We start from the raw sequence: 21,254 nt of genomic DNA on the forward strand, positions 1-21,254 counted from the left end.
AGATCACGAAAGCGTCGTGCGGACGGCGGCGTCGAGTGCGGGCAGCTGGCCGCGCTGGCGGCGACGCTCCTCGCTGAAGAACGGATAGAACACCGTGATGAACAACACGAACAGGAAGGCGTACTGCACGATGTTGCCGGCCGAGCCGAAGATCGCCCACAGGCAGTAAACAACCGTGACACTGGTCAGCAGCCAGAAGGCGCCGGTATGGACCAGCGTGTGCGAACGTTCCACCACGAAATAGCAGGCCACGCAGGAGTAGATGTACGGCAGCAGGGTCAGCACCACGGCCGCAGAGGTGATCACATCGAACTGGGCCGAGGCGGTCTTGGAGGTAGAGGTGACCAGCACTGCCAGGGTCATCAGCACCGCCACGATCAGCACGCCCTTGACCGGCACATCGTTCTTGTTGGTCTTGCTGAAGATGCTGGGGAACAGGCCGTCATCCGAGGCCGCCTTGGCACTCTGCGCGGTCAGCAGGATCCAGCCGCCGAGCGAGCCGGCCGCCCCCACGAAGGCGCACAGACTCACCAGCGCCCCGCCCCAGCCGCCCACCGCGTTGGCCGCGGCCAGCGCGAACGGCGCATCGGACACCTGCAGGTCGCCATTGGGCACCATGCCCATGATCACAGAGGAGCTGGCGATGTAGGCGATCGCGGCCAGGAACACGCCGGCCAGCGTCGCGCGGGCCACGTTCTTCTCCGGGTTCTCGACCACACCGGCGGTCACCGACGCCGATTCCACGCCGATGAAGGCCCACAGCGTCAACGCCGCTGCACTGGAGATCGCGCCAAAATTGGATTCACCGGAGACGTTGTAGGCGCCCTTGAAAATGGTCGGATCAAAGAAGAACCAGCCGAAGATCGCGATGCCGAGGATCGGCACCAGCGCGAAGCTGGTGGTCACCGTCTGCAGCTTGCTGACGAACGACGGGCCGATGACGTTGGCGAAGCTCAGCGCCCACACCAGCGCCAGCACCGCGATGCAGCGCGGGAGTGGTTCGGACAGGATCGGGAAGAAGTAGCTGAAGTAGCCCACCGCCGCGATCGGAATGGCAACGTTGCCGATCCAGTTGGCAAACCAGTAGACGGCGTTGGTCTGGAAGCCCATGTAGGGCCCGAACCAGTCACGCGCATGGGCATACGGTCCACCGGCCTTGGGCGCCAGTTTGCCGAGCTTGGCGAAGACAAAGGCCAGCAGCAGCGCACCGGCGGTGGTGACCAGCCAGCCCCAGATCGAGGCGGTGCCGATCTTGGCCAGGCTGGAGGGCAGCAGGAACACCCCCGACCCCATCATGTTGCCGGCCACCAGGAAGGTGGCGCCGACGACCCCGATTTTCTTTGCTTGTGCCATGACGCTTGCTCCTTTGCCAGGCAGGGACCCGGTCATGCCGGGTGGAGGGAGTTACTTGATGAAGTTGTATTGCAGGCTGCCTTGCAGCCGCACCGTGTCGCCGCGCTCTCCGCTTTGCTGTTCCAACTGCCCATAGAGCAGTTCCATGCCCATCGTCCAGGACGGCGCCGGGCTCCAGAGCAGGTTGAAGACGCCATAGCGGCTCTGCCGGAAGGCATCGGCGGCCAACGCCTCGTTGCGCCCGCTGGTGAGCTGGCCGTAGATCAGGTTCGATCGCCACAGCGGAGACCAATAGTGCGTATATCCGACGAAGCCGCCGTACAGCGATAGGGCCTGCAGGCGCCCGTCTGCGGTCACCACCGCATCCATGCCCGAACCGGTGAGATCGGCCGTGTAGCGTGCCAGGCCCTTGCCGCCGAGCATGCCGAACAGCAGCAGGTCCTGTTCGCCCAGCGCAGCCGAACCGCTGAGCTGCAGGCCACCGGCAACACGACGCCCATCACCGGCATCACCGTCGTAGCCCAGGCTGCGTGCGACCGCACCCAACTGCAGATGGCCCCAGTCGCGCTCCATCCGGGCGGTAACGGTGACATCCGGCAGTTGATCGACCGGCATGATCCCCTCGGCAGGGTTGCTCAACTGGGTATCCGGATCTTCGGCAGCCACGGTCAGCGTGTTGCCCTTGCCCATCGCGAAGCTGTGGTGGATGCCGGCCACCAGCAGGTAGCCCGCCCCACCCGGCCCGGCGAAATCCAGGGTGTCGGGCAGGCTGTCGGCATCCATGAAGGTCGAATAGCCATAGCCGGCGTAGGTATTGCCGAGCTGCCCGTAAGCATGGCGCAGGCGGAACTGATAGCTGTCACTGCTGCCGAAGAAGTCGTTCTCCAGATAGAAGCGCAGGTTGCCATGCGTGGTCGGGCGCCGTGCTTCGAAGCTGAAGCGGGTCTGCTTGGCATGCAGAGTGAAATTGTCGACATCACGGTGCGCGCTGCCGACCGGAATGGACGAGGTGATGAACTGTTCCTGGTCGCCGGCCGCACGCGCATCGGCGATCGCATCAAGCTTGGCGTAGCCGCCGATACGGATCAGGGTGTCGGTGTTGGGAATCGCGAAGAAGCCTTTCAGCTCGGGATCGGTCGGACCGGCAGCGCTGTCCGGGCGGGACGCGGCGGTGGACGGATCCGCAACGGAATCGCGTTGCGGGAGGATCGCCTGGCCCATGCCCGGTACCTGTGCCGTCAACGGGGCCGGGGGTGCAGTGGGAAGATCGGTCGTGCGAAGATCGGTCGTGCCAGGTACCACGGGGGCGGCGATCCGTGCCTGGGTGGGCGGAGGCTTCCCCGATTCGATCGCCTGCAGGCGCTGCTCCATCTGGTCCAGTGTCTGCCGGAGCGTCTGGATGTCCTGCCGCAATGAGGCGGCCGAATCCTGCGCATGCACCGGTGCAGCTGCCAATGCTGCCACGCATGCGATCGTCAACACAGCAAAGCGCATCAGCCCATCCTCCATGACCCGCACACAGCCGTATGCACCCTCGCCAGCCGGCGTCGATGACGTCGCGGGCCATGGGCACGCTCGCACGGGATCCCCTCATCCCTGAGGGCAACACTGCCAGCGCAGCGCTGCCAACGGCCTGAGTAGCAAGGGCGCAGTGAGAACGTCGTGAACGTTTGCAGGCAGTTTCCTGACTGAACGCGCGTGCTTCCGGAAGGGGCCAGGCAATGCAGGAGAGTGCGCATGGCAGCCAGCGTAGCGATCCACGCAAACGCGGCCTTGATTCAGGTCAATGTGATCGCGCCACGCCGCAGCGCCAGGCATGACGCATCGCGCCGGGCAGGACCCGGCGCGAGATACACCGTTCGGAGCGGCAGATCAGCGCGGGCCGAGTACCACCGTCATGTCATCGCCCTGCGGCATGCCCGAGCGGCGCTGCACCATTCCCTGCGCATCCTTGAACAGGATGCCCGGAGTGCCCTGGAAGCCCAGTTCGATCATCAGCACCTGATTGGCATCAAGCTTGTTGGCCACCTCGGCGGTCAACGATGCCGCCGGCTTGATGCCACCGCGGTCAAACAGCCCCTCGTTCTCCAGCAGCGCTGCGCTGGGGTTGGGCGCGGTGAGAATGGCCGCGGCCTTGGCCGGGCTGTCTTCGCGGATGACGCCAACCATGACGTGGCGCAACTGCACCTTGCCGGCATCCACCCACGGGCGCGCCGCTTCCCAGAAGCGATGACAATAGGGGCAATTGGCATCGCTGAAGGTGTAGACCACGCGCGGGGCGTCGGCGCGGCCATCGCGCACCCAGGCACTCTCGTCGAGCTTCTTCCAGGCGCGCTCGGACATCGGCTTGGCCACCCGTTTTTCCAGCGGTGCCTCGCCCACGTCCTGGCCATTGGCATCGAACAGGCTGCCGACCACGACGTGCTTGCCGTCTGCGGTTACATATGCGGCCGCCGGCTGCTGCCCGCCGACCACGCCGGCGAACCCGCGCAGACCACCCGGCGCATCGAACTCGCCGATCACTTCAAAGCCATGCTTCTCGATGCCTTTCAGGACCGCTGGGCGATCACCGCCGGCTGGCACCGTTGCCGCATCGGCTGCCTTCGGCGTCTGCGCCTGGCTGCAACCGGCCAGTGCGATGAGCAACGCGGTGACCAGCGTGCGCGGGGAATTCAACGTCATGGAAACTCCAGGATTCATGGAACAAACGACCCGCGACCGTTACAGGTCGTCGAGCTTGGATTGCAGGCCCGCGGCGGTCAGCTCGCCCAGGTGCAGGTGCCGCAGCCGGCCCTGCCCATCGAAGAACAGGGTAGTCGGATAGGCGTGGACCTGCAGCTGCTCGGCGGTGAGCGCGTCTTCATCAAGCAGTACGTTGTGCAGCGACAGCTGCTCGGCCGCCATGAACGCGTCGACCTCGTCGCGCGTTTCCCCTTGGTTGACGAACAGGAATCCGATATCCGGGTGGCGCTGCTGCGCGCGCGCGAGCACCGGCATTTCGCGGCGGCACGGGCCGCACCAGCTGGCCCAGAGATTGATCACCACCGGCTTGCCCTGGGTATCGTTCAGCGCGGTCGGGCGTCCCTCCAGCGAGCTCAGCGTGATCGCCGGCAACGTCACCCGTGATTGCTGAAGCCACCCGGTACCGGTCGACAGCACCGCCCAGCTCAGCAGACCCGCCAGCGCAGCGGCACCCACGCGACGGCGCAGTGCGGGCCAGCGACGCAGACGCCATGCGCCCCACCCCAACCCCACCAGCAGCGCCGGCCACAAAAGGAATCCACCATCGCCGATCCGCAGCATCGCCCAGGGATCGGCGGCATAGTCGCCAGCATGCCGGATCACAAAGCCGGCACGTCCCGCCAGCAGGCCCAGCAGCAGCATGTCCACCACTACCGACCGAGGACGCGGCGCGCCTTCGGTTGTCGTCCCCCGCATGACGCTGGCCACCAGCATTGCGATGCCGGTGGCCACCAACACCCACACCACCGCAAGCGGTACCGGGCCTGCACTACTGATCATTCGTCGCCTCCACCGTCGCCGAGGTTGTTTCCGGGCGACAGCTGCATTGCATCGGGCCCGTGGGCATGGTCACCGCAAGGCCTTGGAGGATCAAGCACGACGACCGTGCACGATTCAGGCAGCCGAGCGGATCGGCTCGACCAGCCGTCCGGATGGCCCACTGGCGGCGCGCTCGCGGTGCTGCGCCGCCACCTGCCGGCGATAACGCGCCGGTGTCACCCCGACGATGCGCAGGAACAGACGACGGAACGCGCTCTGATCGGAGTAACCTACCGCCCACGCCACCTGGTCGACCACACCCCCGCTCTGCAGCAGCAACTGCGCCTTGGCGATGCGCAACCGCTGGCAGTACTCGATCGGGCGCATGCCGGTGGCCTTCAGGAAACGCCGCTGCAACGTGCGCGGTTCGAGCCCGGCCTGCGCGCAGATGTCATCCAGGCCCACGCCGCGGGCCGCGATGCCGTGCAGCCAGCGCTGCGCCTTGAGAACGCAGCGGTCGCCATGCGCGAAGTTGGGGCTGAAGCGCTCCAGATCGTCCAGCTCGCTGCGCGGAATCATCAGCTGCAGCTGCTGGATCACCGTGTTCATCACACTCTGTCCGTAGACCCGCGCCAGCAGCCGCAGGCTGAGGTACTTCCATGCCTCCTGCCCTGCGGCCGTCAACAGGTCGCCGTCGTCGACCAGGGTGCGCTCGCTGGGCAGCCAGCTGGGCACCATCGTCCGCAATGCCGGGCAACGCGACGGATCGGGCACGCTCACTGAGCGGCCGGCCAGCACGCCGGCAGCGGCGAGTAGAAGGCCGCCTTCGTCGCACCCGGCCATCAGGCTGCACTCCTCATGGCACTCGCGCAGCCAAGCCAACAGGCGCTCGTCCGGCACGGACACCGCCCAGCTGGACTCACTGCCAGGAATCACCACGATGGCCGGCAGCGCATCGCCGAACAGCTCTGCACCGGCGACGCGCTGCATGCCACGCGAGGACATCGTCCAGCGGGTCACCAGCATCCGCGCGCCGCTTCGCCGCCCAGCAGCGACCGAGCGATTGCAGCGCTGGGCCAGCTCGGACAACACCGGCGCGGCAGCACGCAGGCTGCCGGGAAATTCAACCACCGCCACTTCCATCAGGGTCGGGGTGTCCAGCCGACGATCGGGCTGGAGCGTGTTACGGGGTGCATCCATGGCCAAACTCCTGAAACGTTGCGGCCGGGCATGGGGCCCGGCACACCTGGGCGGTACGTGAGATCGCCTGAGGCTACGACCCTCCCGGACAGACAGCCATGCAACTAGTTGCAAATTTCATGCGGAGTGAATTCCCAGTGGGGTTTCAGTAAGGCTTGACTCTGGACCAGACTCCAAGGTTCACAATCACCCCCATCATCCAGGAGGTGGTCATGAACATTGGACAGCTCGCACGCCAGGCCGGCGTACCTATCGATACCGTCCGCTATTACGAGCGGCAGCACCTGCTTCCCACGGCGCAACGCAGCGCGGGCGGCTACCGCGTCTTCAGCGCCAACGACCTCACCCGCCTGCAGTTCATCCGGCGTGCCAAGGCACTGGGCTTCACCCTGGAGGAAATCGGCGAACTGCTCAGCCTCAGCGATCAACGTGGCCAGGACATGGCCCAGGTCCGCGACAGTGCGGTGGACAAACTCGCCGACATCGAAACACGCATCCGCGAACTCCAGCGGATGCACGCCGCGCTCAAGCAGTTGGTGGATGCGTGCCCGGGCCACGGCGATCTGCAGCAGTGCCCGATCCTCTCCGCACTGACGGAGAGTCACTCATGAGCAAGCCCCACGCGCAGGGTGGCGGGAGTTGCTGCAGCGCCAGGGCAGCGAGCGGCGCCACTACCGTGAAGGATCCGGTCTGCGGCATGGATGTGGATCCCGCCACGACCGCCCATCACGCCCGGCATGACCACAGCGACTACCACTTCTGCAGCGACGGGTGCCGGCGCAGGTTCAGCGCCGATCCCCAGCGCTACCTGGAACCGTCCTCGCATGTGGCCGAGCCGGTGCCGGCGGGCACGCTGTATACCTGCCCGATGGACCCGGAGATCGTGCAGGAAGGCCCGGGCACCTGCCCCATCTGCGGCATGGCGCTGGAGCCGATGATGCCCAGCCTCGAGGAGGGCGAAAACCCGGAACTCATCGACTTCCGCCGACGGTTCTGGTGGAGCCTGCCGCTCAGCGTGGCCACGATGACGCTGGCCATGCTGGCGATGACACCGCTGCTGCACGGTTTGTCGCCGGACCTGCGGGTGTGGATCGAGTTGGCCCTGGCCACCCCGGTGGTGCTGTGGGCCGGCTGGCCGTTCCTGCAGCGTTGGGCGCAGTCGATCCGCAACCGCAGCCCGAACATGTGGACGCTGATCGGGACCGGTGTACTGGCCGCCTACGGCTACAGCGTGGCCGCCACGATCGCACCGGGCCTGTTCCCCCCCTCGTTCCAGCAGCATGGGCATGTGGGGGTGTATTTCGAGGCGGCCGCGGTGATCATTTCGCTGACCCTGCTGGGCCAGCTGATGGAGCTGCGGGCCCGTGCCAAGACCTCTGCCGCGATCAAGGCACTGCTCGGGCTGGCGCCGAAAACCGCCCGCGTCCTGCGCGACGATGGCCACGAAGAGGACGTGGACATCACCGCCCTGCAACCCGGCGATCGCCTGCGCGTACGGCCCGGTGAGAAAGTGCCGGTGGATGGCACGGTGCTGGAAGGCCGTTCTTCCATCGATGAATCGATGCTCACCGGCGAGCCCGTGCCGGTCGGCAAGGCCATCGGTGACACGGTGATCGGCGCCACCCTCAACGGCACCGGCAGCCTGGTGATCCGTGCCGACCGGCTCGGCGATGACAGCGTGCTGGCGCAGATCGTGCAGTTGGTGGCGCAGGCACAGCGCTCGCGTGCGCCGATGCAGCGCATGGCCGACACCGTCGCGTACTGGTTCGTCCTCGCCGTGCTTTCCGTTGCGGTGCTCACCTTCTTCGGCTGGGGTCTGTTCGGACCCGAACCGTCTTGGACGCACGCCGTACTGAGCGCCGTGGCGGTGTTGATCATTGCCTGCCCCTGCGCACTGGGGCTGGCGACGCCGATGACGATCATGGTCGCCACCGGTCGCGCCGCGCAGCATGGTGTGCTGTTCCGCGACGCTGAGGCCATCGAAGCGTTGCGCCAGATCGATACGCTGGTGGTGGACAAGACCGGCACGCTGACCGAAGGTCGGCCGGCATTCCGCGCGGTGCAGCCGGTTGCACCGTTCAGCGCCGATGAGGTGTTGCGCTGGGCAGCCAGCCTGGATCAAGGCAGCGAACACCCGCTGGCCGCGGCGATCGTTGCCGAAGCGCGTGCACGCGGTGTCACGCTGACCAGTGTGGACGAGTTCGATTCCCTCACCGGCATGGGCGTACAGGGTGTGGTCGAGGGCAAGGCAGTGTTGTTGGGCAACACGGCGCTGATGGATGAGCACGGCATTGCGCTGGATGCGCTGCGAGACGCTGCACAGCACCTACGGGAAGCCGCCGCCAGTGTGATGTACCTCGCCGTGGACGGTCGGCTCGGTGGTCTGCTCGCCGTGGCCGATCCGATAAAGGCGTCCACCGCGGAAGCGATCGCGCAGTTGCATCGTGATGGCCTGCGCATCGTGATGGCGACCGGCGATGGAATCGCCACGGCGAAGGCCGTCGCAGCGGAACTCAGCCTGGATGAAGTGCACGGCGAAATGCGCCCTGCCGACAAGGCCGAGCTGATCCGTTCGCTGCAGGCGCAGGGGCGCAAGGTGGCCATGGCCGGCGACGGCATCAACGATGCGCCGGCACTGGCGAGTGCGGATGTCGGAATCGCGATGGGCAACGGCACCGACGTGGCGATGTCGAGTGCGCAGGTAACCTTGGTCAAGGGCGATCTGCGCGGCATCCTGCGTGCACGTCAGCTATCGACGGCGAGCGTGCGCAACATGCGCCAGAACCTGGGTTTTGCGCTCCTCTACAACGGGCTGGGCATTCCGGTTGCGGCCGGCGTGCTGTATCCGCTCGGCATCGCGTTGTCGCCGATGTTGGCCGCGGTTGCGATGAGCTTGAGTTCGGTATCGGTGATCAGCAACGCATTGCGTCTACGCCATCAACGACTGCCCAGCCGATGAGCGCGCATGCCTGATGAACTTTCTTCACTTTTTCCTTGCCAATCCAAAACGTCATCGCTATGATTTCGCTCCTCACGACGTGGGGCCATAGCTCAGCTGGGAGAGCGCCTGCATGGCATGCAGGAGGTCGGCGGTTCGATCCCGCCTGGCTCCACCAATCCGATCATTAGGCCGATCAGATTGCAGTGACAAAATTTAAAGTTTTCGTGCGTCCCCATCGTCTAGAGGCCTAGGACATCACCCTTTCACGGTGGCGACCGGGGTTCGAATCCCCGTGGGGACGCCAATTGCAACGCACTAAGCCCTGACTTCGGTCGGGGCTTTTTGTTTGTGGCGCGTCGATCAATGTCCGGCATTCTTTCTTCGGTATTTCAGAAAAAAGACTTGGCGAACGCTTCACGGCCGCGTAGAATTCCGCCTCCAGCATCGTGGGGCCATAGCTCAGCTGGGAGAGCGCCTGCATGGCATGCAGGAGGTCGGCGGTTCGATCCCGCCTGGCTCCACCACTCCGGACCTTAGGCCGTCCGGGTGTGCTGAACAATTTGATGAGTTTATGCGTCCCCATCGTCTAGAGGCCTAGGACATCACCCTTTCACGGTGGCGACCGGGGTTCGAATCCCCGTGGGGACGCCACTCATCAGAAGAACACCGAGGCCCGGCATGCCGGGTCTTTTTGTTCACCGCCTACTGCGGTTGCGATGCGGATGCCGGAAAGGCTTCCACAAACGTGAACAGGCAGATATACTAGGCGGCTCGCGGTACAACGTGGGGCCATAGCTCAGCTGGGAGAGCGCCTGCATGGCATGCAGGAGGTCGGCGGTTCGATCCCGCCTGGCTCCACCACTTCTCCGGACACAGGCCGTCCGATAGAAGCCAAAATTCGGTTTAACGCGTCCCCATCGTCTAGAGGCCTAGGACATCACCCTTTCACGGTGGCGACCGGGGTTCGAATCCCCGTGGGGACGCCAGCTTCAAACAAACAGCCCTGACTTCGGTCGGGTCTGTTTGTTTTTACGAACCCCTTCCCATCCGGTGAAACCACCGCTATGATAGGCGGCTCGCAGCACAACTGTGGGGCCATAGCTCAGCTGGGAGAGCGCCTGCATGGCATGCAGGAGGTCGGCGGTTCGATCCCGCCTGGCTCCACCACTTCTCCGGACACAGGCCGTCCGATAGAAGCCAAAAATTCGGTTTAACGCGTCCCCATCGTCTAGAGGCCTAGGACATCACCCTTTCACGGTGGCGACCGGGGTTCGAATCCCCGTGGGGACGCCAGCTTCAAACAAACAGCCCTGACTTCGGTCGGGGCTGTTTGTTTATGGGCGCTATGCCACGACCTTGGCCATTCCCACCGAACGCGGCGCGGTCAAGGCAAAGCCGAACTGCGCGTACAGCCGGTGCGCCTGGCCGTCGGCGATCAGGCTCACATACGCACCCACGGCATGGCCCCGCAGCCAGTCATCCAACTGCTGCATCACAGCCTTGCCCAGCCCCTGCCCTTGGCGGCCCGGCACGACCGCGATATCCACCACCTGCAGGAAACAGCCGCCGTCGCCGATGATCCGGCCCATGGCCAGCAGCCGGTCACCCTCGCGCATGCTCACGCCAAAAATCGTGTTGGGCAGGCCCCGCGCCGCCGCCTCGGCCGTCTTGGGGCTCAGCCCGGCGAGCACGCGCAGCGCGCGATACTCCTCCACGCTGGGCGGCAACGGAATGCAGTGAACACCGGCGGGCAGCGACATGACGCGGCTCCAGTAATGAATGGACGCTCAGCTTGCCCGAATGGATTCGCAGGATGTGCGACCCATCGGCCTATCCTGTCCCCCTGCCCGCCCTGTTGCCCTGCCATGTGCTATTCCGCCCAGATCCGTGCCGACTACACCAAGCTGGTTCGTGAGTACGGCGCCATGCTGTCGCTGGACGAGTTCGCCCAGCTGTATGCCCACGACGCCGGCAAACAACGGCCCAAAACCCCCAAGGCGATGGACGATGGCTTCGCTGGCGCGCGCACGCCCCAAGGCCAGGAGATCGTGGCGCGGATCCAGCAGTGGCATGCCGAGGAAATGCAGGCGCTCGACGAAGAAGTGCGGCTGCAGGGTGCGCGATTGAAGGCGGCCGAGGCGCAACTGGCCGCGCGCCCTACACAAAAGGCACGCAACGAGGTACGCGTCGCGGGCAACCGCATCGACCGCGCACAGACACGCCTGTCCGATCTGCAGCGCGCCGGTCTGGTACCACGCGACAGCCGCATCTTCCCAGGCGTATACGCACCGGTGATCGTGTCCGAGCAGGGCCAACGCGTGATCAAACCGATGCGCTACCAATGCCGGCTGCCGGACAAGCCCGCGCGCAACGACGTGCTGTATCCCGGCACCTACAACGCGCGCCGCGACAGCCTCGAGGCGTATTGGAAATCCGCGTTTGGCCATCAGCATGGCGTGGTGGTGGTGCAATCGTTCTACGAGCACGTGCCGCGGCACGCCCTGGAACAGCGGCTGCTGTCGCCAGGCGAAACAGCCGAGAATGTTGTCCTGGAATTCAGCCCGCAGCCGCCGCGCGACCTGCTGATCGCCTGCCTGTGGTCGGAGTGGGAAGGGCCGGAAGGCCGGCTGCTGTCGTTTGCCGCCATTACCGACGCGCCGCCGACGGACGTGGCGCGCACCGGCCATGACCGCTGCATCGTGCCGATCCGGCCGGAATATCTGGACGCCTGGCTGAACCCGGATCCGCAGGACCTTGCAGCGCTGTATCGGATCCTCGACGACCGCGAGCCGGTGACACTCGCCCATGCCGAAGCCGCGTGAGTGCTGCTCAGCCGGCGACGGAATCGCCGACCTGCGCGCGCGCCAGGGCCGCGTTCAATTCAGCAGTCAGGTACGGCTTGCTCAGGATCACGCCCGAACGGAAGGCATCGGGCAGATGCGCGGTGGCCATGCCGGTCGCCAGCACGAAGGGAATCTGGCGCGCAGCCAATGCCTGGGCGACAGGCTCGCTGGTTTCGTTGTTGGCCAGCCGATAGTCCAGCAGGGCAACCTGCGGCTGGGTCTCGCCCAGCAGGCGCAGCGCCTCGCCCACCGAGGCCGCCAGCCCCACCACGATGGCGCCGGACTGGACCAGCTGCATCTGCAGCAGGGCCGCGCTCATTTCGTCGTTCTCGACCACCAGTACCCGAAGATCCTGCAGCGCGCTCATGACGACTCCCTGTATGGTTCAGCGCGATGAGTATAGCGTCCTGTGTAGGTGAAACCCTGACAGGAACTTAAGCATTCAGGTCTGCACACATGTGTGAATTTTGTATACACTACGCGGCCAGCCAGCCGAAGTGGCGGAATCGGTAGACGCAGCGGACTCAAAATCCGCCGCCCTTAAAAGCGTGTGGGTTCGAGTCCCACCTTCGGCACCAATGGTTTGCGGGATTTCTGGATGGTCAGAAGCACTCCGCAAAAAACGATGCGCTCCGCAATTAGTGGAGATGAGACCCCGCTTAGGCGGGGTCTTTTCGTTTGAGACGGGTTGGCCCCAAGCAGCGAACCCAAGCGCAATGACGCCGCAAACGGTCGGACGTCAGGACGCGCCACGCCCCCCCCTGAACCATCTCCACACGGGCAAAGATGCGCGCTAACCTCATGTTGCATAAGGCTTTAAGTCCGTTCTAAACGTGGTTAATTATTGTTTTACTCGTGGTGCATCGCTGCGCGAGGTGTGCAATACTCCGCCAATCCCGCCCTCGCTTGGCTTGCCATGCAAACCGCCCCGCTCTTCCGTAGCGTCCCGCTCAGGGACTCGTTGCATTTCGGGAAAGGCACCGAATTTGAGCCCAAGAAGGTTGCAGAGTTCATGCAGCTCGACCGCAATGCAGTCTCGAAGATCGCATCTGTTGCGGTTGCCTCCGTCCGCTGGGACGACGGCGCGCCGAAGGCTGTCAGGGAACGACTGGAGGAGATCGGTGCCGTTGCCAACATGGTGGCGGACATCTTCGAAGGCGACGCAGCAAAGACGGCTCTCTGGTTTCGTACCAGGAATCCACTGCTAGGTGACATCGCGCCACGCGACATGATCCGGCTTGGTAGACACGATCGTTTGCGCCGCTTTATTGTTACGGCAATTCAAGAGGATCAGGCCTGAGCGTCCATGGCACGGAGGTCGAAACAGCCTGTCCCTCTGCACGGTGTTCCGAACGACTTTCCTGCAACGATTCATGTCCTCGATAGATTCTCAGAATCTGATCTGGAGGTATGGAAGAAGCGATCCCGAGAGCTTGATGACCTTCACGACGCCCTTTATCACGGCCTTGAAGGTGAACGCTTACGTCGGAGGGACCAGCTGATAGATGCGCTGAATTCAAAGCCTGCACCGGCCTTTGAATTCCATAGTTGGGCTCGCATGGTTCAGTATCGATACTCCAGCGATCCACTTTCAGCCGCAGGGAGCGTGCGCTCCATTGGCGGCCGATTCAATATCGGGAACGACTGCGACGAGTCCGGTGCGGCAGTGATCTTTCCGGCGCTGTACATCGGTGACTCGCATGAAACTGCGTTCCGCGAGTGCTACCAGTCCTCGTCTGAAAAGATGAAAGCAACCGGACTGACCGCGGCGGAAATGAGCCTGCGAAAGAGTGATACCACGGTTCGCATCCATGGCAGGATCGAGAGGGTGTTCGACGTTCGAAATATCGAGAACCTCAGACCTGTCGCGAAGATTCTTGCCAAATTCACCGTGCCAGATGAGCTGGTCCGGCTCGCGAAAGTCCTGCGACTTGGCAAGCCCGAGAGCCTGCTCATTCGTACGCCGTCCCGTCTCCAGACCAACCTGCAGGACGTCAACTGGCGAGCATGGCCCGTCCAGTTCGGTTTACCGTCACCGAGTCAGCGCTTTGGCCTCATGCTCAAGTGGGCCGGCTATGAGGGCGTTTTGTTTCGATCGAGCAAGCAACCGGGATCGACCTGTCTGGCAGTTTTTCCCGACAACATCTGCAGTAATCGCTCCTTTGTGGAGCTTCAGGACGACTTCCCGCCAAGCGTCGTTCATAGCCGGATGGATATATCAACGGCGCCAACACTGTGCGGCTGGGAGTACGTGAGAGAGAAGGATCGATGCGCATGAGCGACAATAAGCGCGCACTGCGTGCCAGAAGTGGCCTACTCAGCTCCCCCCGCCCGACGCTGGGCCGCCCGAAGGCCAGATCCGAGTGATCTGGCCTTCGGCTATTGCGTAGATCAACTCAGACCAGCCGAAGCGTCGGATGTGCAGCATTAACCGCCGCCGCTCGCGCCATCCCGCCCGTAGCCCCCACCCGGAACGCCGCCACCGTCTGCAGCAACTGGGTGGACTGCTCTTCCATGCTGCGCGCGGCGGCCGAGGCTTCCTCCACCAGGGCGGCATTCTGCTGGGTGCTCTCGTCGATATGCTCGACCACCTGGTTGATCTGCTCGATGCTGTCGCTCTGCTCACGCGCGGCCGTACTGATGTCGGCCATCAGATCGCTCACCCGCCTCACGCTGACCACGATCTCGTCCATGGTGCGGCCGGCACTTTCGACCTGGCGCGTGCCCGCGCCCACCTTCTCGACCGAATCCCCGATCAGCTGCTTGATCTCCTTGGCCGCCTCGGCCGAGCGCTGCGACAGCGAGCGGATTTCCGACGCCACCACGGCAAAGCCGCGACCGTGCTCGCCGGCACGCGCCGCTTCGACGGCCGCATTGAGCGCAAGGATATTGGTCTGGAAGGCGATGCCGTCGATCACCCCGATGATGTCGACGATGCGGCGCGAGGACTCGTTGATCAGCGACATGGTCGAGACCACCTCGTGCACCACCTGGCCCCCCTGCGCAGCCACCTCCACCGCCCCGCCCACCAGCTGGTTGGCCTGCACGGCATTGTCGGCCGTCCGCCGCACGGTAGCCGTCAGCCCCTTCATCGAAACGGCCGTTTCTTCCAGGGCGGCCGCCTGCTGCTCGGTGCGCACGGAGAGGTCGCTGTTGCCTTCGGCGATCTCGCTGGCGCCCACCGCGATGGTGTCTGCGGCCAGCTTGATCTGGGCGATGATGCCGGCCATCGCTTCGACCAGCGCATTGATGCCGTCGCAAAGCTCGGCGATCGGGCCGGTTTTGTCCTGGGTGGCGATATGTCCGGTCAGGTCCCCGCTCTGGGCGGCGGCCACCACTTCACGCGTCTGTGCCACGGCCTCCTGCAATGCCTGGGTGTCACGCACCTGGGCGGTGATGTCGGTGGCATATTTGACGACCTTGAACGGACGACCGTTCATATCGTAGATCGGGTTGTACGAGGCCTGGATCCAGACCTCGCGCCCGCTCTTGCCCAATCGTTTGTACTGGCCGGCGTCGTACTCGCCACGGCCGAGTTTCGCCCAGAACGCACGGTACTCGGCACTGTCGCGGTACCCAGGCTCGGCGAACATGGAATGGTGCTGGCCGCGCACCTCGTCCAGTGTATACCCCATGGCTGCGAGGAAGTTTTCGTTGGCCGCCAGGATGCGGCCGTCGAGATCGAACTCGATCACCGCCTGGGACTTGTTGATCGCCGCCAACTGGCCGGCAAAATCGGCGGCCTGGAATTTCTGTGCGGTGATGTCGGTGGCGAACTTGACCACCTTGTAGGGCCGCCCGTCGGCGTCGAACACCGGGTTGTAGGACGCCTGGATCCAGATGTCACGGCCGCCTTTGCCGATGCGGCGGTACTGTCCCGCATCGAATTCGCCACGCCCCAGATTCACCCAGAAGTCCCGATATTCCCTGCTTTTGGCGTACTCCGGATCGACGAACATGGCGTGGTGCCTGCCTTGGATGTCGTCCAGCGTGTAGCCGAGCGTCTGCAGGAAGTTCTCGTTGGCCTGCAGGATGGTGCCGTCCAGGTCGAACTCGATCACGGCCTGGACCCGATGCAGGGCCTTGACCTGGTCTTCCAGCTCGCACTGGCGCTGTCGGGCGTCGGAGACCGCGCCCTCCGTGCTGCGGCGGGAAGCGAACAATGTGGCGAAAGCGTGTCGCGGGGACCATGCACCTGTCTCGGAGGCACGGTCGGGCACATGCGTGTGCAAGCCTGAAGTAAGCATCGTTAGACCTCGGTGTCCGTTTAGCGAATAGGTCAACCCCGGGCGGCGGCCCGGTAGCGGTATTCCGTTGGCTGGACTCACGAAGATCGCCGGTGGGGCTGACGTTACTTCAGTGCGCTTCAAACACCGCGACAGGCGGCGGCAATGAACCGTTCAAACAGGTGTAAAGCCAGATATCCACGTGAGTGTGCAGGCAATGACTGCGAGTCATATAACGGCCGAGATTCCGGGAGCTTTAGGGCACGCTGCGGTTCAGCCTGCACCGGCTCACTCGCCGCCCTCCGAGCCGTCCTGGCTCTCAAGCACCTCCACGTCCCCCGCCACCAGGGTCTCCACCTGCACGTTGTCACGTCCCATCGCCTTGGCCCGGTAGCACTGCGCATCCGCGGCGGCCACCGCATCATCCACGCTCATGCTGCCACCGATCCGGGCGATGCCGATGCTGGCGCCCACCTTCAGCCGCTGCAGGTCCCAGGGAATGGACAGCCCGCGCAGCGACTCCAGCAGGTCGCTGGCGATCCGGCGCGCGCGTTTGAGCGAACAGCCGGCCAGGATCACCGCGAACTCATCGCCCCCCAGCCGCGCCACGATGTCCGAATCACGTACCCCATGGCGCAGCAGACTCGCCACCGCCCACAGCACGGCATCGCCGGCGAGATGGCCATGGGTATCGTTGACCGGCTTGAACCGGTCCAGGTCGATGTACATCAGCGACGCCGACTGCCCCGTCCGGGCGACCCGGGTGATGGCCTGCTGCAGGTGAGCCTCGAACCCGCGCCGGTTGCTCAGCTCGGTGAGCGGGTCGACTTCGGCCAGGTGCCGCGCTTCCCGCTGCCGGGCGCGCTGCTGGGTGACATCGCGGATGACCCAGACCGCGCCAGTGGTCTGCCCGTCCTCGCCACGCAGCCAGGCCCGGGTGACGTCCACTGGCAACAGGTGGGCGCCCACCGAGAGCAGCAGATCCGAATGGAGGTCGACGGCATTGCTCTCCGGGTCCAGCAGCACGGCCAGGTCCAACGGCGAGCGCGGCGCGTACTCGGTGGTCAGCTCCATGACGTCCTGCAGCTGACCGCCGGCCAGTGATTCGGCCCCCTCGCCGGCCAGCGCGCGTGTGGCCGCCGCGTTCGCGTACTGGATGCCACCGTGCAGATCCAGGGTCAGCACCATGTCGGCCACCGCATCCAGGGTGACCCGGGTGCGCTGTTCGGACTCGCGCAGTTGCTGGCCACTCTGGCGCTGCACCGTCACGTCCTGGATCTGGGACACGAAATGCAGCGGCTCCCCACTCTCCGAGCGCACCAGCGAGACCGAGAGGCGGCCCCAGACCAGGTTGCCGGCCTTGCCCAGATAACGTTTTTCCATGTGGTAGTGGTCGCGACGCCCGGCCAGCAGGTCGCCAAGCAAGGCCAGATCGGTGTTCAGATCATCGGCGTGGGTGAGCGTCTGGAAGTCGATCTGCAGCAGTTCGGCGCGGGTGTAGCCGAGAATCCCGCACAGCGCATCGTTGACGTCCAGCCAGCGACCTTCCAGCGAGACCAGGGCCATGCCCAGCGCCGCCGATGAGAACGCGCCGGCGAACTTCTTGGCCGCCACATGGGCCTGCTCGCGCACTTCCAGCAGCGGGGTCAGATCCACCGCCATGCCCACGTAACCGATCCGGCCGCCCGCACCGTCGAGCGGGCTGATCGACAAGCGCACCTGGCGGCGTTCCCCGTCCTTGCGCACGAAGGTCCACTGACGTGACCAGGTGCCCTGGGTCGCGCGCGCGGTGAGTGCCTGGAAGATGCTCGGTACTTGCCCGTCCGCCGGTGCGTCGGCCTGCAGATAGGCACGCATTTCATCGGGATCGTGGAACCGGCCCAGGTCGACCCGGCCGATCACCTCCTCGGCGGCGTAGCCCAGCAGCTTCTGCGCGCCGGTGTTGAACAGAGTGATCACGCCGTCGATGTCGGTGGCGATCACCGCTACTTCGTCGGACGCATCGACCACCGCCTGCAGCCGCTGCCGCATGTCCGCCGCGTCCTGCCGGGCCTGCTGCAGATCGGTGACATCGGCATGGGCGCCGGCCATCCAGATCGGCCTGCCCTGCCCATCCCGCTCGTAGACGCGCCCGCGATCCTGCACCCAGATCCAGTGCCCCTGCTTGTGGCGCATCCGGCACAGACTCTCGTAATGCGCGGAGCGGCCTTGCAGATGCTCGTCCAACAGCGCATTGGACTGCGCCAGATCCTCGGGATGGACCAGTCGGAAGAAGGTCTCCGGCGTGATCGGCGCCAGCTCCTCCCGCGTATAGCCAACGATCTGCGCCCAGCGTTCGTTCACCCGCATCAGGCCGTCGGGAATGTTCCAGTCCCAGGTGCCAGCCGCGGTGCCCTCGATGATCATCTCCAGGCGACGGGCGTGCTCGGCCATGGCCGGCAGGGCGGCCTCGACGTCACCACTGTGGCCCGGCCGGTCGCCCGGCGCTGCCTGTTTGTCGGTCATCTGGCCTCCCCGCCGCCCATCCACCATACCGGCATTCAACGCAGAGTTTGCGTAAACCCGCGTCAAACCAGAAGTGCCTCCGGCACGAACCGGTCGCCTGAAACGCCAAAGGCCGCCCGAAGGCGGCCTCTGGGCGTTCCCGCGCCGGCCTCAACCGCCGCGTTTGGCCCGCGCGAAGGCATCGGCCAGCGCGTTGTTGGCCGGCGGCGCCGCACTGCCCGGCCGCGGGCCGGACGGGGTGCCACGGCCGCTACCGCGCGGCCCATTGCCCGCCCCGCCGTCACGGCGGCCGCCACCGGCCGGGCGCGCATCGCGCTCACCGGGCGCCTTGGCCGGGGCCGGGGTGTCATCCAGACGGCGGGTCAGCGCGATGCGCTTGCGCGCCACGTCGACCTCCAGCACCTTCACCTTGACGATGTCACCGGCCTTGACCACGTCACGCGGATCCTTGACGTAGGTATCGGACAGCGCGGAGATGTGGATCAGGCCATCCTGGTGCACACCGATGTCCACGAAGGCACCGAACGCGGCCACGTTGCTGACCACGCCTTCCAGGATCATGCCGACCTTGAGGTCTTTCAGCTCCTCGACCCCGTCGGCGAAACGGGCCGCCTTGAACTCCGGGCGGGGATCGCGGCCGGGTTTTTCCAGTTCCTTGAGGATGTCGCGCACGGTCGGAACACCGAAGGTGGCGTCGGTGAACTGCTCCGCCTTGAGCCCGCGCAGGAAGCTGCCGTCGCCAATCAGTGCCTTGATCGGGCGCGCGGTGGCGGCCACGATGCGCTCCACCACGGGGTAGGCTTCCGGGTGCACCGAGGAGGCATCCAGCGGCTGGTCGCCGTCGGCGATGCGCAGGAAGCCGGCGCACTGCTCGAAGGTCTTCTCGCCCAGCCGCGGCACCTTGAGCAGGTCCTTGCGGCGCTTGAACGGACCGTTGTCATCGCGATGCCGCACGATGTTCTCGGCCACGGCGGACGACAGCCCCGACACGCGCGAGAGCAGCGCCGCCGAGGCGGTGTTGACGTGCACGCCGACCGCGTTGACACAGTCTTCCACGCGCGCATCCAGCGCACGCGCCAGCCGGTACTGGTCCACGTCGTGCTGGTACTGGCCCACACCGATCGCCTTGGGCTCGATCTTGACCAGCTCGGCCAGCGGATCCTGCAGGCGGCGCGCGATCGACACCGCACCACGGATCGACACGTCCAGGTTCGGGAACTCCTTGGCCGCGAATTCCGACGCCGAGTAGACGGACGCGCCGGCTTCGCTGACCACGATCTTCTGCAGCTTGGTGTCGCCCAGCGCCTTGATCACGTCACCGGCCAGCTTGTCGGTCTCGCGGCTGGCGGTGCCGTTGCCGATCGCGATCAGCTCCACGTTGTGCTGCACGCACAGCTGCTTGATCGTGTGCAGCGACTGGTCCCACTGGCGGCGCGGTTCGTGCGGGTAGATGGTGTCGGTGGCGACCAGCTTGCCGGTGGCATCGACCACCGCGATCTTGCAGCCGGTGCGGATGCCCGGGTCCAGGCCGAGCACAGCCTTGGGGCCGGCCGGTGCCGACAGCAGCAGATCCTTGAGGTTGTCGCCGAAGACCGAGATGGCTTCGGCCTCGGCCTTTTCGCGCGCCTGGTTGAACAGGTCCAGCAGCAGGTGCATGTGCAGCTTAGCGCGCCAGGTCAGGCGGCAGGCGTCGAGCAGCCAGCGATCACCGGGGCGGCCGGCATCGCGGATGCCTGCGTTGTGCGCGACACGGCCTTCGGCATACAGATTGCCGGCCTCGGCATCGCTGCCCGGGTCCAGTTCCAGGAACAGGATTTCCTCGCGGCGCGCGCGGAACAGGGCCAGCAGGCGGTGGGACGGAATCTTCGCCAGCGACTCGGCGTGTTCAAAGTAATCGCGGTACTTGGCGCCCTGCTCTTCCTTGCCCTCGGCGACACGTGCGCGGATCACGCCGTTCTCGCCCAGCCAGATGCGCAGCTCGCCGACCAGCGCGGCATCTTCACCCCAACGCTCCATCAGGATCGCGCGCGCACCTTCCAAGGCCGCCTTGACGTCGGCCACGCCCTTGTCGCTATCGACGAAGGTCGCGCCAAACACCTGCGGGTCCAGGCCCGGATCGGCCAGCAGGCCATCGGCGAGCGGCTCCAGGCCGGCTTCGCGCGCGATCTGGGCACGGGTGCGGCGCTTGGGCTTGTACGGCAGGTACAGATCTTCCAAGCGCGACTTGGTGTCCGCGCCGAGGATCTCGTTGCGCAGCTCGTCGCTGAGCTTGCCCTGTTCGTCGATGCTGGACAGCACCGCGGCGCGGCGGTCTTCCAGCTCGCGCAGGTAGGTCAGGCGCGTTTCGAGGTTGCGCAGCTGGGTATCGTCCAGGCCGCCGGTGACTTCCTTGCGGTAGCGGGCGATGAACGGAACGCTGGCGCCTTCGTCCAACAGGGCGATGGCGGCGAGGGCCTGGGCGGTCTGGGCACCGATCTCATCGGCGATGGTCTGGGCGATCTGCTGCGCGAGCTTGATGTCAGGCATTGCTTCCGGCCGGAGCCGCTTTTGCGGAAAGAACCCATTCTGGCGATGCGCGGCGGCGGGGGAAAGCCGTTGACAGGCCGGGCCGAACCTGTCGCCCCGTGGCGATGACCACACGAGGGGTCCTGCGTTCACGCCGGCATCCTGCGTGGGGCTGGGATG

15 protein-coding genes and 9 tRNA genes are annotated in these 21,254 nt (G+C 65.4%); 14 read left to right on the forward strand and 10 right to left on the reverse strand.

Translation table 11 applies throughout. The features are described 5' to 3' along the window. Positions 1 to 3: 3 nt before the first annotated feature. From adiC to ACWV8V_RS07195, 5 genes are all read right to left on the reverse strand, one after another. Positions 4 to 1,353, reverse strand: a complete 1,350-nt coding sequence (gene adiC / locus ACWV8V_RS07175; protein ID WP_259259749.1) for an arginine/agmatine antiporter — start codon at positions 1,351 to 1,353, stop codon at positions 4 to 6. Positions 1,354 to 1,404: 51 nt separating this feature from the next. Beyond that, the gene (locus ACWV8V_RS07180) at positions 1,405 to 2,847 is read right to left on the reverse strand and encodes a DcaP family trimeric outer membrane transporter (RefSeq protein ID WP_455899334.1); all 1,443 of its coding nucleotides are present in this window, start codon (positions 2,845 to 2,847) and stop codon (positions 1,405 to 1,407) included. Between the two features lie 378 nt (positions 2,848 to 3,225). Continuing rightward, the gene (dsbG, locus tag ACWV8V_RS07185) at positions 3,226 to 4,035 is read right to left on the reverse strand and encodes a thiol:disulfide interchange protein DsbG (protein WP_455899335.1); all 810 of its coding nucleotides are present in this window, start codon (positions 4,033 to 4,035) and stop codon (positions 3,226 to 3,228) included. 39 nt (positions 4,036 to 4,074) lie between these two features. Next, complete coding sequence (locus tag ACWV8V_RS07190) at positions 4,075 to 4,875, reverse strand: redoxin family protein (RefSeq protein WP_455899336.1); 801 nt, start codon at positions 4,873 to 4,875, stop codon at positions 4,075 to 4,077. Between the two features lie 114 nt (positions 4,876 to 4,989). Further along, positions 4,990 to 6,054, reverse strand: coding sequence for a helix-turn-helix domain-containing protein (locus ACWV8V_RS07195; RefSeq protein ID WP_455899337.1), 1,065 nt, complete (start codon positions 6,052 to 6,054; stop codon positions 4,990 to 4,992). A 212-nt stretch (positions 6,055 to 6,266) separates the two neighbouring features. Here ACWV8V_RS07195 and ACWV8V_RS07200 point away from each other — a divergent pair, with 212 nt between their 5' ends. The 10 genes from ACWV8V_RS07200 (at position 6,267) to ACWV8V_RS07245 (ending at position 10,288) form a co-directional block, all read left to right on the forward strand. Next, positions 6,267 to 6,665 carry a heavy metal-responsive transcriptional regulator gene (locus ACWV8V_RS07200; RefSeq protein WP_259259743.1) on the forward strand — a complete coding sequence of 133 codons (399 nt, stop codon included), beginning with the start codon at positions 6,267 to 6,269 and terminating at the stop codon, positions 6,663 to 6,665. Next, on the forward strand, positions 6,662 to 9,013 hold the full coding sequence (locus tag ACWV8V_RS07205; protein WP_455899338.1) for a heavy metal translocating P-type ATPase: 2,352 nt from the start codon (positions 6,662 to 6,664) through the stop codon (positions 9,011 to 9,013). The genes ACWV8V_RS07200 and ACWV8V_RS07205 overlap by 4 nt, the downstream gene beginning before the upstream one ends. 81 nt (positions 9,014 to 9,094) lie before the next feature. Beyond that, positions 9,095 to 9,170: transfer RNA gene (locus ACWV8V_RS07210), tRNA-Ala, on the forward strand. Between the two features lie 53 nt (positions 9,171 to 9,223). Beyond that, positions 9,224 to 9,299, forward strand: a tRNA-Glu gene (locus tag ACWV8V_RS07215). Between the two features lie 144 nt (positions 9,300 to 9,443). Further along, positions 9,444 to 9,519: transfer RNA gene (locus ACWV8V_RS07220), tRNA-Ala, on the forward strand. Positions 9,520 to 9,570: 51 nt separating this feature from the next. After that, positions 9,571 to 9,646 (forward strand) — tRNA-Glu (locus ACWV8V_RS07225). Between the two features lie 134 nt (positions 9,647 to 9,780). Next, a tRNA-Ala gene (locus ACWV8V_RS07230) sits at positions 9,781 to 9,856 on the forward strand. A 49-nt stretch (positions 9,857 to 9,905) separates the two neighbouring features. After that, positions 9,906 to 9,981, forward strand: a tRNA-Glu gene (locus ACWV8V_RS07235). Positions 9,982 to 10,086: 105 nt separating this feature from the next. Further along, positions 10,087 to 10,162 (forward strand) — tRNA-Ala (locus ACWV8V_RS07240). 50 nt (positions 10,163 to 10,212) lie between these two features. Continuing rightward, a tRNA-Glu gene (locus ACWV8V_RS07245) sits at positions 10,213 to 10,288 on the forward strand. A 50-nt stretch (positions 10,289 to 10,338) separates the two neighbouring features. Here ACWV8V_RS07245 and ACWV8V_RS07250 read toward each other — a convergent pair. Beyond that, positions 10,339 to 10,755, reverse strand: a complete 417-nt coding sequence (locus ACWV8V_RS07250) for a GNAT family N-acetyltransferase (RefSeq protein WP_455899339.1) — start codon at positions 10,753 to 10,755, stop codon at positions 10,339 to 10,341. 105 nt (positions 10,756 to 10,860) lie between these two features. Between ACWV8V_RS07250 and ACWV8V_RS07255 the strand changes: the two genes are divergently transcribed. Further along, entirely contained in the window at positions 10,861 to 11,817 is a 957-nt protein-coding gene (locus tag ACWV8V_RS07255; RefSeq protein WP_455899340.1) for an SOS response-associated peptidase family protein, read from the forward strand. A gap of 7 nt (positions 11,818 to 11,824) precedes the next feature. Here ACWV8V_RS07255 and ACWV8V_RS07260 read toward each other — a convergent pair whose 3' ends face one another. Then, positions 11,825 to 12,205, reverse strand: coding sequence for a response regulator (locus tag ACWV8V_RS07260; protein ID WP_123729545.1), 381 nt, complete (start codon positions 12,203 to 12,205; stop codon positions 11,825 to 11,827). Positions 12,206 to 12,329: 124 nt separating this feature from the next. On the opposite strand from ACWV8V_RS07260, the gene ACWV8V_RS07265 reads away from it, so the two are divergent. The 3 genes from ACWV8V_RS07265 (at position 12,330) to ACWV8V_RS07275 (ending at position 14,116) form a co-directional block, all read left to right on the forward strand. Continuing rightward, positions 12,330 to 12,416 (forward strand) — tRNA-Leu (locus ACWV8V_RS07265). A gap of 338 nt (positions 12,417 to 12,754) precedes the next feature. Further along, entirely contained in the window at positions 12,755 to 13,138 is a 384-nt protein-coding gene (locus tag ACWV8V_RS07270) for a hypothetical protein (protein WP_259259739.1), read from the forward strand. Positions 13,139 to 13,396: 258 nt separating this feature from the next. Further along, complete coding sequence (locus ACWV8V_RS07275) at positions 13,397 to 14,116, forward strand: RES family NAD+ phosphorylase (protein ID WP_259259738.1); 720 nt, start codon at positions 13,397 to 13,399, stop codon at positions 14,114 to 14,116. A gap of 118 nt (positions 14,117 to 14,234) precedes the next feature. Here ACWV8V_RS07275 and ACWV8V_RS07280 read toward each other — a convergent pair whose 3' ends face one another. From ACWV8V_RS07280 to ACWV8V_RS07290, 3 genes are all read right to left on the reverse strand, one after another. Beyond that, positions 14,235 to 16,085 carry a methyl-accepting chemotaxis protein gene (locus tag ACWV8V_RS07280; protein WP_455899341.1) on the reverse strand — a complete coding sequence of 617 codons (1,851 nt, stop codon included), beginning with the start codon at positions 16,083 to 16,085 and terminating at the stop codon, positions 14,235 to 14,237. A gap of 267 nt (positions 16,086 to 16,352) precedes the next feature. Continuing rightward, on the reverse strand, positions 16,353 to 18,569 hold the full coding sequence (locus ACWV8V_RS07285) for a PAS domain S-box protein (RefSeq protein WP_259259736.1): 2,217 nt from the start codon (positions 18,567 to 18,569) through the stop codon (positions 16,353 to 16,355). 150 nt (positions 18,570 to 18,719) lie between these two features. Further along, on the reverse strand, positions 18,720 to 21,095 hold the full coding sequence (locus ACWV8V_RS07290) for a Tex family protein (protein WP_455899342.1): 2,376 nt from the start codon (positions 21,093 to 21,095) through the stop codon (positions 18,720 to 18,722). Positions 21,096 to 21,254: the final 159 nt, after the last annotated feature.

It is taken from the genome of Stenotrophomonas sp. Ker107b (assembly GCF_053847245.1).